This is a genomic window from Phytobacter ursingii, from assembly GCF_001022135.1.
GTDB classification, from domain to species: domain Bacteria; phylum Pseudomonadota; class Gammaproteobacteria; order Enterobacterales; family Enterobacteriaceae; genus Phytobacter; species Phytobacter ursingii.
In genome coordinates this window covers 1,803,213-1,816,426 of record NZ_CP011602.1, presented here as the reverse complement: position 1 = coordinate 1,816,426, position 13,214 = coordinate 1,803,213, and the positions used below count along the sequence as shown (strand labels likewise).

Sequence of the window (13,214 nt, the reverse complement as noted above, 5' to 3'; positions counted from 1 at the left end):
AATTCATACGCGGCGATTAGGCCATCAGAACACCAATACAGGCCATGATTGCCGGTCTGAAACGCATCAGGTTCGGCCTGGAACAGTGAATAAGGGAGATCGGGATGACAAGAGAATTGCTGGCATTGCTCATGCACAACGAGCAGAAACTCCATCATAGAGAAACGCGAAGTCAGAGGTCATCACTGGAAAAATTGCTGCATCAAGATTTTTTTGAAATTGGTCGTTCAGGCCAGCGATATGACAGAGAGCATGTCATCAGTGCATTAATAGTGGAAACCAGCGGTCAGGAAATTCATTCCAGTGATTTTGCATTGTCAGTGCTGGATGACACGTGCGTGTTATTAACGTACCGGAGTTATACGGTTGACCAGCAAGGCGGCATCGGTCGACAGACATTGCGAACATCACTTTGGGTGAAGAGCACAAACGAACCAACTGACTGGCAGATGCGATTTCATCAGGGAACACCGCAGATGCCTGAAACGACTAACACAAGTGACAGAGACTTTAGCTAGTACGTAAAGGCTGCGTCATGGTGTTGGCAAACAGGTATTTAAAGGCCGTATATGAACAGGACCAAGGATGACCAAAGAATGCCGGATTCTGCAGAATCTTATGTCAGTGCGCATAATGTATATTATGTTAAATGATGCTGATTGTTCACTCTCTTCCTGACCTTAGACGGTTTACATAAAATCATAGGGTTAAGCGCCCCCCTTCATCTTTCGTTTGCTAGCCTCCCGTCTAAAATCGATTAGCTGAAAGTGGCGGCTCCCTGTCGCGTCCGGGCTTGAAGATTGCGTCGGTGTGGTTATCCGTCGTAATCCGCGTTTTCGCCAGAATAAAAGCCGTATCGAGCCTCTCCGGATCCTGACCGGCCACCCTTTCTGTCCCGCAACCACTCCCTGATATCCTTCCCGCCGCTGAAAAGCGCGAGAAACTATCGTGGAGTCTTCAGGTAATGACTCCGGCGCTGATTCCCGTTTACTTGCTGCGACATTTATTTGTGACGGAGGAACGGAATACCCCGAGCATAGATGAATAAATTTCTCATTAATCTCACCGAAACTCCTATAGTGAGGAAACTTCTGACATGCCACGTAAAAGGACAATATGTGTTGAAAAGGATACACTGGACTTGAGCGTTGAACATTCAACATAAAAATAACACAGTCCGGTTTTTAATTTAGTGCCAATACAATATTTATAAGTGCCACTGTAGCGTAAATTATTCGACAAACAGCATTAATCGTCCACACTATTAATGTCATTTCCCAATGACACCGACCAACTATGTAAGCTCCACTAATCATCTTTTAAACAAGGAGTTATTATGGAAGTCTATATGGGTACAATTCTTCCCTTTGCATTTAACTACCCTCCATATGGTTTCGCTTTATGCTATGGGCAACAATATAGTGTTGGACAATATCAAGCCCTGTATTCATTACTGGGTATATTCTATGGCGGTAATGGCACCACGACATTTAACCTGCCAAATCTGTCTGGTCGAATGCTTATTGGCAGCGGGCCGGCACAAACCGATATCAATATGCCCGCGCATAATGTTGGCGCTAAAGGTGGCAACAGTATCGCCGCATTAACAACCGCAAACATGCCTATGCATACCCATGGCACAAGCAACCTGAAGGCACAACTACTGGCTGGCGGCACCCCTGTACCCGCGACTCCGGCGAGCAAGCCATCAACCCAAGCGTCATTTATTGGCGCATCAGGTGGAGGTACTGGGCTGGCCAATATTTGGTCCAGCACACTGTCCGATCCTGTGAGCGTTGGCGGTATGGGCATGAGCGGAAATCTTGACCCTGCAGGAGCAAACGCACCATTCTCTGTTATGAACCCATTTCTGGCTATCAATTTCTGTATTGCCATCGAAGGACTGTATCCGCCTCATAATGACTAAAATACCTGGATGAAATTATGCTGAAAGATATTTGCAGCCACAACTTTACCCCATTCATTGGGCAATCCTGTGTCATGTATGCAGATAATGGTATGGAATTGCCTTTACTGGTTAAAAAGGTAATATTAAAACCAAATGCACAAATACCTACGCAACGAAATCAATCACGCGAACCCTTTCTGGTAGAACTGCAGGGGCCCGCCAATACGTTACTGGTGAATGCTTTTGGTATTTTACAATTGCCTGAGTCGTCGGACCATCATGGGTTAAAAATAGAGGGCATCAGTATTAATCGCATACTGGATATGGGAAGAGATCCTGCATACAGTTATTTTCAGCTTATTTTTAATTAGCGTACAGGCGCAGAAAAAATCTGCGCCTTTCAGTGCTGCTGTTTTAATGGATACCACACCCATTTATCCACCATCAAAGAAAACCAGGCGCACATCACGAACTAAATCTAAGCCGCTTGTCGTAAATTGATGTACACGCTCTTTCCGGGACCGCCGTGTCAATGGTAGTCCCCCTTCTCCTCTGCTCATGGCATCTGAGGAAGGCGCTGTCACGTGAAGAGGCCGGGGTAATTCGCGACACAGTCCGTTTAGCCATTAACGCGTAAGCGGACTGTGTCCTTGGTGTGAATAGATTTTCTGAACGCTTAACCACGCCCGACAAACGGCATTTTGGTCGCCATCACGGTGATAAACTGTACATTGGTATCAAGCGGGACGCTGGCCATATAGACCACGCTGTTGGCGACCTGCGATACATCCATCATCGCCTCTACGACCAACTCGCCGTTCGCCTGCTTCACGCCTTTAGACATACGCTGCGATAATTCAGTATACGCATTCCCAATATCAATCTGGCCACAGGCGATATCATACTTTCTGCCATCGAGCGAAATACTTTTCGTCAACCCGGTTACGCCATGTTTGGTCGCCGTATATGCCGCCGAATCGGGACGCGGTGCGTGTGCGGAGACAGAACCGTTGTTGATGATGCGGCCACCCTGCGGGGTTTGTTCCTTCATCAGGCGGAATGCGCCCTGAGCGCAAAGGAACATACCGGTCAGATTGACATTGACCACGGCGGACCATTTCTCGTAGCTCAGATCTTCGAAGGGGATACCGGGGAAATTGGTCCCGGCATTATTAAACAGCACATCGAGGCGCCCGAGTTTATCCTTGATCCGCGCAAACAACGCAGTAACCGATTCGGGATCGGTAACATCAGTTGGGACGACCATCGTCTGGCCGCCGTCGCTGCTGTCTTCCATCGCCGCAACTGTCTCCAGTAGCGGGTCCAGACGGCGACCAGCGAGAACAACAAAATAACCGGCACGGAACAGCGCCAGCGCAGTTGCCCTGCCAATCCCACTGCCCGCACCGGTAACCAGCGCAATCTTTCTTGACGTGATCATAACGGCTTCCTTTTTTAATAGTTTGATAAATAAAATAATAGCAGTTCTAATCAACGGGTCAGACTGTTATCCGGGCGCTGTCCGGAAAGTGCCTGTGCCAGGCTCGCCAGAACCATTTCCCCCATTGCAGTACGCGTTTCCACTGTGGCACTGGCACGATGCGCCTGCAACACAACGCTGTCCAGACCAAAAAGGACCTCAGGAACGTTCGGTTCATCAACGAAAACATCCAGCCCCGCGCCGCTGATGCGCCCTTCGGCCAGGGCCGCAACCAGGTCAGGTTCATTGACCAGTTTTCCACGGGCGATGTTAACAAGAAAACCATTCGGGCCGAGCGCATCAAGTATGGCAGCATTAACAATGCCTTCCGCTTTATCAGCAGAAGCGGAAAGGATCAGCGCATCACTCTGGCGTGCCAGTTCCTCCAGGTCAGCAATAAACGGGTAATCCAGGTCCTTCATCGCGTGAAGGTCGGTATAGCTGATCGGGCATCCGAATGCCGATGCGCGAGCAGCAATGGCGCGCCCCACTCGCCCCATCCCAACAATACCAATCCGCATACCGCTGAAACGACGGGAAAGCGGGATGGAACCGGGATGCGGATTTTTCGCCCACAGCCCGTTACGCACCACGCGGTCGCCGGAACAGATGCCGCGACAGGTGGCGATCAGCAGGCCAATGGCGAGGTCAGCCACATCTTCGGTGAGCGCACCAAGCGTCGCTGTGACATCAATACCGCGCTTGCGGGCGTAATTCAGATCAACCGCATCCACCCCTACGCCATTAATGGCGACCACTTCAAGGGCGGGCAGTTTTTCCATAAGCGCATTGCTAATACCTGTATGGCCGCCGGAAACAACGCCGCGAATGGAATTACCGTGTTCTTTAATAAAGGCCTCTTTATCTGCGATCTCAAAATAGCGATGCACGGTATAGAGAGAATGTAATTTCTCGCTAATTGCGGGAATCAGAATGGGATTTAACTGTAAAATGCTGGGTTTCATAAAAAAATCCTGGTTTCGCCAATCAGTGGCTGGTGTGTTAGTCGTTTTTACCTGTGAGCTTCGTCATTTATGGCAAGTGTCTTTCAAGTATTTCGATGGCGATATTTTGTGGTCCACGAATAAAACATCCGCGTACGCCGGGACGGAGCGTTTTCGGTTGCTGGGTGAATACCACGCCGCGTTGTTTTAATTCGGCGGCCACCTCATCAAGGTTGTCGACCGTCAGACCAAAATGGTCCAGCCCCTGATAAGGCGGCAGTGGCGCTGGCGCAACGCCATCGCCGTTAACCACTGGCGCGATAAAGATATCGATCCCGGCGAGGCGGATATCCACTTTGCCTGGCTTACGGATGATTTCAGCCTCCAGGCAACGTTCAAACCATAACGCGGTCAATTCCGGGTCCGGGCTGCGCAACTGTAAATGATCCCACTTAAACATCATCACTTCGTTTCTCCCTATAAACACATCCAGCCTGGTTGCCTGAGGCAGTCAATCAATCACGACGCAGGCTGGAGAAATCAGTGAACAATCACTGTGCTATTAATGAGTTGATATCGTGGTTCGCGCCTCAATCCATTTCGATACGGGACAATGGCCCCAGCAGGAATGAATAGGCAAAGGCACCAATCAAACACATAATCCCCATCATATTGAGCGCCCAAAAGAATTGGCCGGTAACATGGAGAATATAACCAATCATTATCGGCGTGGTGACGCCGGCAATATTGGCCGCAAGGCTGGTGATACTGCTGGTTAAACCAATATATTGGCGCGGCGCAATTTCAGATACCGCAGCCCAGGAGGATGAACCCACACCCTGCGCGAAAAAAGAGATGGTCAAAATAACAATGATTAATTCATTAGACGTCACGAAGTTAACTAACAGAATGGATGAACCTAACAGCGTACCAATAATCAATGGCGCTTTGCGGGCCACCGACATGGAATAACCACGGCGAATAAAGAAATCGGAGAAAAAGCCTGCGAGTAATATCCCGGCGGTTGCTCCGAGGAACGGTAACGCCTGGAAAATACCCACTTTAATCATCGTCATTTGACGTTCTTCAACCAGATAGGTCATAAACCAGGTCGTAAAGAATACCAGAATGGCGTTATTACAGAATTTGCCCAGGCAAATCGCCAGAATCTGACGGTGTTTCAACAATCGTAGCGCATTTTTCCAGTCAAAGCGGTCACGCTCTTTTTTACCGACAAGACCACCACCTTCACGAATATGTTTCAGTTCGGCTTCATTGGCTGAACGATGATTTAACGGATCGCGATACCAGATATACCACAGAATACCGAACAGGAGGCCCGCGCCGCCGGTTAAATAAAAGGCGGAGCGCCAGCCAAAACCGTTTGCGATCCACAGCAGCAACCCGGTAAATAAAGGCGTGCCAATATACTGCCCCATGACATAAACACTGGTGGCAAAACCGCGCTCGCCAGTAGGAAACCACATCGTCACCGCACGGGCGTTTGACGGAAAAGCCGGCGCTTCAAGGGCGCCAATCGCCAGACGTGAGCCGAACAACATATTAAAACCACCGGCTAACCCTTGCGTCATCGTAGCCAGTGACCAGGTGATCAGAGAAAATGCGTAAGCAATACGCGAACCCAGTACATCGGCAATAATGCCGCCAGGCACAAGCGCAAAGGCGTAAGTCAGGCCAAATGCGGCGAAAATCTGTCCCATCTGGACTTTATCTAATGCAAGATCTTTACTGATAAACGGCGCCAAAATGCCGAGACTCGACCGATCAACGAAGTTGATTATTGTGGCAAACAATATCAACGCAAGCATGTAATAGCGAATGCGTGTTGCCTTTCCGGATGTTGCCACGTCGGCAACTCTTGCTGCCTCGGTAAGCTCTTGTTGTTGTACCTGGTTCATATTTTTTCCTTCACGGATTTGTAGGTGTTCTTTATATTTTTCTACCTGTACTTTCAGGTGGCTAATAATTATGAGGTAAATATTCTGTTCGACTAAAATGCCCGCTATTTGTTGTAGAGAATGTGATTATTGCAAACGCATGCTGTGGTTAAAAAATTGACACAGCGCCCTATATAGCCATGAATTTCCTTTTCGTTATCACCATTCTCAATAAAAGTCATTCTTACTCGTAAATCAATTTATCGTTTTTATCATTGAGTACTTATTTGACGGTAGAATAAGGTCTGGCGCGGATCAATCTTGATTAAATTAATCAATATAAATATCCGTCATCATCGTCCGGTTGTGTGATGAATGAACGATAGATTGCTTTTGTTTGTTGACAATTTGCTGTTTACGGTATCTTAAAATACGGTGGTATGTGTAAGCGAAGCGGTGCGCCGCTTATTCCCGCCTGAAAAGTGACGGCCCTGGCAATATCTCACCGTTTTGCGATCTGTTTATCAGTTGATTGTGTTAATCAACATTGATGGAACGCCGAGTGAACGATAAAATTTATTAATTCGGTTCAATATCGCTGTTCGGCTGAAAGCGTCATGCCGCCCTCGCCCGTTATTCCCGTTGAGGGCATGCAAAATCCTGGTGCCCAACAACTGGCTGTGCCAACGTTGCTTTACCACCCCATTTTCAGGCTCAATGATGGAATCCAAGAATAAAGTAGCGACATGGCTTACGCTGGAGGAGGTTCAGGACTATCTTGGCGTACGCGCACAAACCATCTATGCGTACGTTAGCCGGGGATTGATTGCGTCACATCCGGATCCGCAGAATATCCGTCGTAGCCTTTACAGCGCCGAGACTATTCAGAAGCTGAAACAGAAAAAACAGCAGGGCCGGAAGCGGGAAACACTCGCTGCGAACACCCTTTTTGGCACCGAGCCCAGTATTCCAACAGCTATCTCAACGTTTGCCCGCGGTCGGCTGTACTACCGGGGAAAAGATGCGGTCAACTTTGCCAAAGAGGCCACGCTGGAAGAGACCGCCCGCCTGCTATGGGATGCGGAAACCCTGAATGTGTTTTCCATTCAGGAACGCGACTACCCGCCCTGCCCGCCGGATCGCACGCATGCTTTTGTGGCGCTGGCGGCGGCCACTGCTACGGGCCATTCGACTCACGCACGCACCGCACGCGTCTTGCATGCAGAAGCGGCAACACTGGTGGGCCATCTGGCCTCGACATTCGGTGCGGAAAATAATCCCTCTTTGCTGATTCATCAGCGTCTTGCAAAGGGCTGGGGAAAAGAAAAGGATGTGGCGGATATTCTGCGTAAAGCGATGGTGCTGCTTGCCGATCATGAGCTGACCAGTTCCGCCTTTGCCACGCGCATTGCTGCCTCTAACGGCGCATCGTTACCCGCCTGTTTGCTGACCGGGCTGGCGACCTTCACCGGTCCGCTGCATGGCGATGCCACCCCGCGCGTGAAAGCACTGTTAGATGAGGTCGAGCGTTCCAGCGCCGAGCAGGTGGTCAACCGCTACCTCTCCTCGGCGCTGCCGATTCCGGGCTTTGGCCACCACCTTTATCCCGATGGCGATCCACGCGCCATTGCACTACTGGAAGAGTTTGAGCCGCCGGATGAAATCGCCAAATTTATCGAAAAGGTAACCACTCTGACCGGTCTTTATCCCAACATTGATGCGGTGCTGGCCGCGCTGGTGACCCGTTACCGGCTACAGGGCGATGCGGCCTTTGCACTTTTCTCTATCGCCCGCAGCGTCGGACTGCTGGCGCATGCTATGGAACAAATCAACACCTGCAAGGTGATTCGCCCGCGCGGTCGCTACATCGGGCCAGATCTGAATGTGCCAGTGAACGAGCGCAACTGAGCAGACATAAAAAAACCGACAGCATCTCTGCTGTCGGTTTTTTCTCGCGTAGCGGGTTAAATCAGGCGTTCAGCAGTTGCTGACCGCAGGCTTTAACGCTTTCCAGTAGCACTTTAACGTCCTGCAGGTTTACGGTCGGGTTCAGCAACGTCAGTTTCAGGCAGGTGATGCCGTCCGCTTCGGTGACCCCCACGTTCGCAGCGCCGGAAGCCAGCAGCGCGTCGCCGATGCGCTGGTTCAACAGGGCAACAAAGGCCATATCCCCCTGCGCCGGACGGAAGCGGAACAGTACGCTCGCCAGCTGTGGCTTCATGACCAGTTCCAGTTGCGGCTGCTCAAGAACCCAGGCCGCCACATCCTGCGCCAGCGTCACACCGTTATCGATGATTTCGGCGTATTTCTTCTGACCGAGTGCTTCAAGGCCCATCCACAATTTCAGGGCATCAAAACGACGTGTGGTCTGTAAAGACTTCGATACCAGGTTCGGAACGCCGTGCTCTTCGTCGAAGTCGGAGTTCAGGTAGGCCGCCTGGTAGCGCATCAGCTGGTAGTGACGTGCATCTTTCAGCAGGAACGCGCCGCAGCTGATGGTCTGGAAGAATTGTTTATGGAAATCCAGGGTAACTGAATCCACTAACTCCAGGCCGTTCAGGTAGTGGCGATACTTCTCAGACAGCAGGAGCGCGCCGCCCCATGCTGCATCGACATGAACCCAGATACCTTCTTTCGCTGCCAGTGCCGCGATATCTGCCAGCGGGTCGATAGCCCCCGCATCGGTGGTGCCGGCAGTAGCGACAATCGCCATCACCTGCTCGCCGTTCGCTTTCGCCTGCGCCAGTTTTTCGGACAGATCGCTCACGTCCATACGCGAGAATTCGTCTGTTTTCACCAGCGTGACAGAACGGTAACCCAGCCCCATCAGTGCCATGTTTTTCTGTACGGAGAAGTGCGCATTTTCCGAACAGAACACTTTGAGCTTGCTGAGATCGCCCGTTAAACCGTTCTGCTGAACAGAGTGGCCCTGACGAGCAAAGAACGCATCACGCGCCAGCATCAGGCCCATCAGGTTGCTTTGCGTACCGCCGCTGGTGAACACACCGGCGTCGCCCGCACCGAAACCAACCTGTTCGCGCAGCCATTCAATCAGCTTCACTTCCATGATGGTGGCAGACGGGCTCTGGTCCCAGGAGTCCATACTCTGGTTGGTGGCGTTGATCAGCACTTCCGCCGCCTGGCTAATCACCAGACTCGGGCAGTGCAGATGCGCCACGCACTGCGGGTGGTGCACGGACAGACTGTCTTTGAGAAAATACTCAACGGCGCGCTCAATAGCGGCCTGGTTACCCAGGCCCTGAGCGTTAAACGCTAAATTGATGCGCTCGCGAAGCTGCTCGACGGTCTTGCCCTGATACATCTCAGGTTGCTGTAACCATTGCACAACGGCTTTCGTGCTTTGCTCAATGGCGTCCTGATAGGCAGCAATGCTCTGCTCAGAACCTGACAGAATCGGATTAATATCAGACATGCTATCGACAACTCCGATTAAACAGGTTTAACGCCAGCGTTCAGCAACGCGGTTTCAAATTTATCCAGGAAGATTTCCAGTTCTGCATTGCTGATCAACAGCGAAGGCAGCAGACGCAGTACGCAACCGTTACGGCCGCCGCGCTCCAGAATCAGCCCTGCTTTGAAGCACTCTTTCTGTAACAGTGCAGACAGTTCGCCGTCAGCCGGGTAGCAACCCATGTGATCTTGCGCTTCGTGCGGTTTAACGATCTCAATACCGATCATCAGACCCAGACCGCGAATGTGACCGATGACCGGGTAACGTTGCTGCAGCTCGGCCAGTTTGCCTTTCAGCCACTCGCCCTGCACAGCGACTTTATCGGCAATGCGATCGTCTTTCAGGATTTTCAGCGTGGTCAGGCCGGTTGCCATCGCCAACTGGTTGCCACGGAAGGTACCGGTGTGGTGACCCGGTGCCCAGGCGTCGAACTGTTTTTTGATGCCCAGAACAGCCAGCGGCAAACCGCCACCGACAGCTTTAGACATAACAATGATGTCAGGCTCAATGCCAGCATGTTCAAAGGCGAACAGTTTACCGGTACGGGCAAAACCAGCCTGCACTTCGTCGATAATCAGCATAATGCCGTGTTCCTGCGTCACTTTACGGATACGCTGCAGCCACTCCGCCGGGGCCGGGTTAACGCCGCCCTCGCCTTGTACAGCTTCCAGGATCACAGCAGCAGGCTTACGCACACCGCTCTCGACATCATTGATCAGGTTGTCGAAATAGTAAGTCAGCGCTTTAACACCGGCTTCACCGCCGATACCCAGCGGGCAACGGTACTGGTTTGGATACGGCATAAACTGCACTTCTGGCATCATACCGTTGACGGCTTCTTTAGGTGACAGGTTACCTGTCACAGAAAGCGCGCCATGGGTCATGCCATGGTAACCGCCGGAGAAGCTGATCACGCCAGAACGGCCGGTGACCTTTTTCGCCAGTTTCAGTGCGGCTTCAACGGCGTCAGCGCCGGAAGGACCGGTAAATTGCAGGCAGTACTCTTTACCCTGACCCGGCAACAGCGACAGAAGATAAGATGAAAATTCATCTTTCAACGGCGTGGTCAGGTCGAGCGTATGTAACGGTAAGCCACTGGTAATGACACTTTGGATGCTCTGAAGCACTTCAGGATGGTTATGACCAAGCGCCATCGTCCCGGCACCTGCGAGGCAGTCAAGATATTGATTGCCCTCGACATCAGTGATCCAAACGCCCTGCGCTTTGGCAATCGCTAAAGGCAATTTGCGCGGATAGCTGCGGACATTGGATTCAAACTCAGCTTGTCTTGCTAAAAAGGTTTCATTGCTTTGCGGTAATGAATTAGCACTCAAAGTATCAATACGGACTTTATCCGTCATCATATCACTCCTACAACCGCGGGTATGATTAACGCCGGGTTGAATTAATGTTTAAGGGGGGGTGTAAAAAACGCGGCTAATATATGTTTTTTTAGCAACGGACTCAATATTTTATTTTCCACACCGTTTTAAGACATTTTTATTTGAAATCAATGAGAAACAACGCAACTGGCTTTATTGTAAGCATCATATTTTGTAACTAATTCTGTTACTTAGTGCGTAATGCCTGATTTATGTACAACATCGTGATAGCGGCATCGCCTTAACCTATATTATGGTTATTTATTCTGGATTTGCTGTCATTTAAAGTTAATAATGATGGAAGCATTTGAGTGCATTATTATTTTTTTTACTTCTTTGCCATAAAGCGTAAGGAAATTATCGATCCGGCGGGTTAAATCACTTACTATGCCCGCGATAAAATCCCTGTACATCGCAATACCTGGTAAAAGCGGCGATGACGTTTGCCAAAATTAACCAGAAAACGTGACATTTTCACGACAGCTTAACCCTGCGCGACAAAGAAGAAACGCGTATTGCAAAAGGAAATTAATAATTTAAGTAATAAATAAGTAACACCCCGGTAACGCGTTACAGGCAAACATGTTATCGACAACGGGAGCAACATCCTGGGTTGTAATCAGAAATGTTCGCGGGCGGACATTTCGTAAGGCGTAAGCCGCTGACGTAACGGGGTTATTCCCTCTTTCTCAGCCCGCTTCCCTTATGCCGAGAATGAAAATTTTCATGCCATTCCTTATATGGCGCCCTGATATGAGATTGTTATGACTCGCATTTATCCACAAATCGTTGTTGCAAAATTTGGCGGCACCAGTGTTGCTGATTTTGACGCGATGAACCGTAGTGCCTCCATCGTCCTTGCCGATCAAGATGTTCGTCTGGTTGTCTTGTCCGCCTCTGCTGGCGTCACCAATCTGTTAGTGGAGCTTTCCGCTGGCCTGGAGAGGGGTGAACGTACGGACAAAATCGAAACGCTACGCGCCATTCAGTACAACATTATTTCCCGACTGAGCCAGCCAACGGCTATTAGTCAGGAAATTGACCATCTGCTCGACAATATCAGCCGTCTTGCCGAAGAAGCGGCCAGTGTCAGTTCAACGGCGTTGAACGACGCGTTAGTCAGTCACGGTGAGCTGATGTCCAGTCTGCTGTTCGTCGAGGTGTTGCGTGAGCGCGGCGTTGAAACACAGTGGTTTGATGCACGAAAAGTGATCCGTACAAATGACGGTTTCGGCTGTGCAGAACCGATGCCTGCGGCAATCGCGGAACTGGCGGAAAAACAGCTGCGCCCTCGCCTGGAACAGGCGTTAGTGATCACGCAGGGGTTTATTGGCAGTGATGCGAAGGGGCACACGACGACCCTGGGGCGCGGCGGTAGCGATTACAGCGCCTCATTGTTTGGTGAGGCGTTACACGCCGCACGCGTGGATATCTGGACCGATGTTGCCGGGATTTACACCACCGATCCGCGGATTGTTCCCCAGGCACAGCGCATGGATAACGTCACCTTTTCTGAGGCCAGCGAAATGGCGGCCTATGGCGCTAAAGTGCTGCATCCTGCCACTATGTTGCCGGCAATGCGCAAAAATATTCCGGTCTTTGTGGGTTCCAGTAAAAATCCGTCTGCAGGCGGTACACTGGTGTGTTGCCATGCGGATAATCCCCCCCGCTACCGTGCGCTGGCCGTGCGTCGCAAACAGACGCTGCTGAAATTGCACAGTCTGAATACCCAACCTGCGTGCGTATTCCTGGCTGAGATGTTTGCGGTGCTGTCACGTCATAATACGGCGATTGATTTGGTGACCACCTCAGAAACCAGCATCGCGCTGATCCTCAATGCGTCGGGCGCCACCTCGGGTGATGCAGACTCGCTGACCACGTCGTTGTTGACCGAACTCTCTTCCCGCTGTCGCGTTGAGCTGGAGACCGGTCTGGACCTGGTAACACTTATCGGTAACGACCTCACTCAGGCGTCCGGTGTCTGCAAAGATGTGTTTACTGAGCTGGAAAAACATCACGTGCGGATGATTTGCCACGGCGCGTCCGACCATACGCTATGTTTCCTGCTACCTGCCGCCTCATCAGACAGTGCAGTCAAAGTCCTTCATCGCAATTTATTCGAATAAAAC

Annotated in this window: 11 protein-coding genes; 5 read left to right on the top strand and 6 right to left on the bottom strand. The window is 50.8% G+C overall.

Translation table 11 applies throughout. The annotated features are described in order from the left end of the window. The first annotated feature begins 104 nt into the window (after positions 1 to 104). The 3 genes from AB182_RS12110 (at position 105) to AB182_RS12100 (ending at position 2,280) form a co-directional block, all read left to right on the top strand. A complete protein-coding gene (locus AB182_RS12110; protein ID WP_047370314.1) occupies positions 105 to 518 on the top strand; it encodes a nuclear transport factor 2 family protein in 414 nt (137 codons plus the stop codon). Between the two features lie 818 nt (positions 519 to 1,336). Further along, entirely contained in the window at positions 1,337 to 1,927 is a 591-nt protein-coding gene (locus AB182_RS12105; protein ID WP_047370313.1) for a phage tail protein, read from the top strand. A gap of 17 nt (positions 1,928 to 1,944) precedes the next feature. Then, positions 1,945 to 2,280: a hypothetical protein gene (locus AB182_RS12100; protein WP_047370312.1), complete on the top strand. Its 336-nt coding sequence runs from the start codon at positions 1,945 to 1,947 to the stop codon at positions 2,278 to 2,280. A gap of 305 nt (positions 2,281 to 2,585) precedes the next feature. On the opposite strand, the gene AB182_RS12095 is transcribed toward AB182_RS12100, so the two are convergent. The 4 genes from AB182_RS12095 to AB182_RS12080 form a co-directional block, all read right to left on the bottom strand. Further along, entirely contained in the window at positions 2,586 to 3,350 is a 765-nt protein-coding gene (locus AB182_RS12095; protein WP_047370311.1) for an SDR family oxidoreductase, read from the bottom strand. Positions 3,351 to 3,400: 50 nt separating this feature from the next. Then, on the bottom strand, positions 3,401 to 4,354 hold the full coding sequence (locus AB182_RS12090; protein WP_047370310.1) for a 2-hydroxyacid dehydrogenase: 954 nt from the start codon (positions 4,352 to 4,354) through the stop codon (positions 3,401 to 3,403). Positions 4,355 to 4,421: 67 nt separating this feature from the next. After that, positions 4,422 to 4,796: a VOC family protein gene (locus tag AB182_RS12085; RefSeq protein ID WP_047370309.1), complete on the bottom strand. Its 375-nt coding sequence runs from the start codon at positions 4,794 to 4,796 to the stop codon at positions 4,422 to 4,424. A 127-nt stretch (positions 4,797 to 4,923) separates the two neighbouring features. Further along, positions 4,924 to 6,252, bottom strand: coding sequence for an MFS transporter (locus AB182_RS12080; RefSeq protein WP_047370308.1), 1,329 nt, complete (start codon positions 6,250 to 6,252; stop codon positions 4,924 to 4,926). Between the two features lie 696 nt (positions 6,253 to 6,948). Between AB182_RS12080 and AB182_RS12075 the strand changes: the two genes are divergently transcribed. Further along, entirely contained in the window at positions 6,949 to 8,139 is a 1,191-nt protein-coding gene (locus tag AB182_RS12075) for a citrate synthase family protein (protein WP_222708278.1), read from the top strand. Positions 8,140 to 8,200: 61 nt separating this feature from the next. Here the strand turns inward: AB182_RS12075 and AB182_RS12070 are convergent, their stop codons facing one another. Together AB182_RS12070 and AB182_RS12065 are read right to left on the bottom strand one after the other, a co-directional pair. Next, positions 8,201 to 9,664, bottom strand: a complete 1,464-nt coding sequence (locus AB182_RS12070; protein WP_047370306.1) for a pyridoxal phosphate-dependent decarboxylase family protein — start codon at positions 9,662 to 9,664, stop codon at positions 8,201 to 8,203. Between the two features lie 17 nt (positions 9,665 to 9,681). Then, entirely contained in the window at positions 9,682 to 11,067 is a 1,386-nt protein-coding gene (locus AB182_RS12065) for a diaminobutyrate--2-oxoglutarate transaminase (protein WP_071845871.1), read from the bottom strand. A gap of 782 nt (positions 11,068 to 11,849) precedes the next feature. Here AB182_RS12065 and lysC point away from each other — a divergent pair. After that, a complete protein-coding gene (gene lysC / locus AB182_RS12060) occupies positions 11,850 to 13,211 on the top strand; it encodes a lysine-sensitive aspartokinase 3 (RefSeq protein ID WP_047370304.1) in 1,362 nt (453 codons plus the stop codon). Positions 13,212 to 13,214 lie beyond the last annotated feature (3 nt).

What these genes read in the sequence shown, in the direction of transcription:
- AB182_RS12110 (WP_047370314.1), top strand. Translation starts at nt 105, where the DNA reads ATGACAAGAGAATTGCTGGCATTGCTCATGCACAACGAGCAGAAACTC.
- AB182_RS12105 (WP_047370313.1), top strand. Translation starts at nt 1,337, where the DNA reads ATGGAAGTCTATATGGGTACAATTCTTCCCTTTGCATTTAACTACCCT.
- AB182_RS12100 (WP_047370312.1), top strand. Translation starts at nt 1,945, where the DNA reads ATGCTGAAAGATATTTGCAGCCACAACTTTACCCCATTCATTGGGCAA.
- AB182_RS12095 (WP_047370311.1), bottom strand. Translation starts at nt 3,350, where the DNA reads ATGATCACGTCAAGAAAGATTGCGCTGGTTACCGGTGCGGGCAGTGGG.
- AB182_RS12090 (WP_047370310.1), bottom strand. Translation starts at nt 4,354, where the DNA reads ATGAAACCCAGCATTTTACAGTTAAATCCCATTCTGATTCCCGCAATT.
- AB182_RS12085 (WP_047370309.1), bottom strand. Translation starts at nt 4,796, where the DNA reads ATGATGTTTAAGTGGGATCATTTACAGTTGCGCAGCCCGGACCCGGAA.
- AB182_RS12080 (WP_047370308.1), bottom strand. Translation starts at nt 6,252, where the DNA reads ATGAACCAGGTACAACAACAAGAGCTTACCGAGGCAGCAAGAGTTGCC.
- AB182_RS12075 (WP_222708278.1), top strand. Translation starts at nt 6,949, where the DNA reads ATGATGGAATCCAAGAATAAAGTAGCGACATGGCTTACGCTGGAGGAG.
- AB182_RS12070 (WP_047370306.1), bottom strand. Translation starts at nt 9,664, where the DNA reads ATGTCTGATATTAATCCGATTCTGTCAGGTTCTGAGCAGAGCATTGCT.
- AB182_RS12065 (WP_071845871.1), bottom strand. Translation starts at nt 11,067, where the DNA reads ATGATGACGGATAAAGTCCGTATTGATACTTTGAGTGCTAATTCATTA.
- lysC (WP_047370304.1), top strand. Translation starts at nt 11,850, where the DNA reads ATGACTCGCATTTATCCACAAATCGTTGTTGCAAAATTTGGCGGCACC.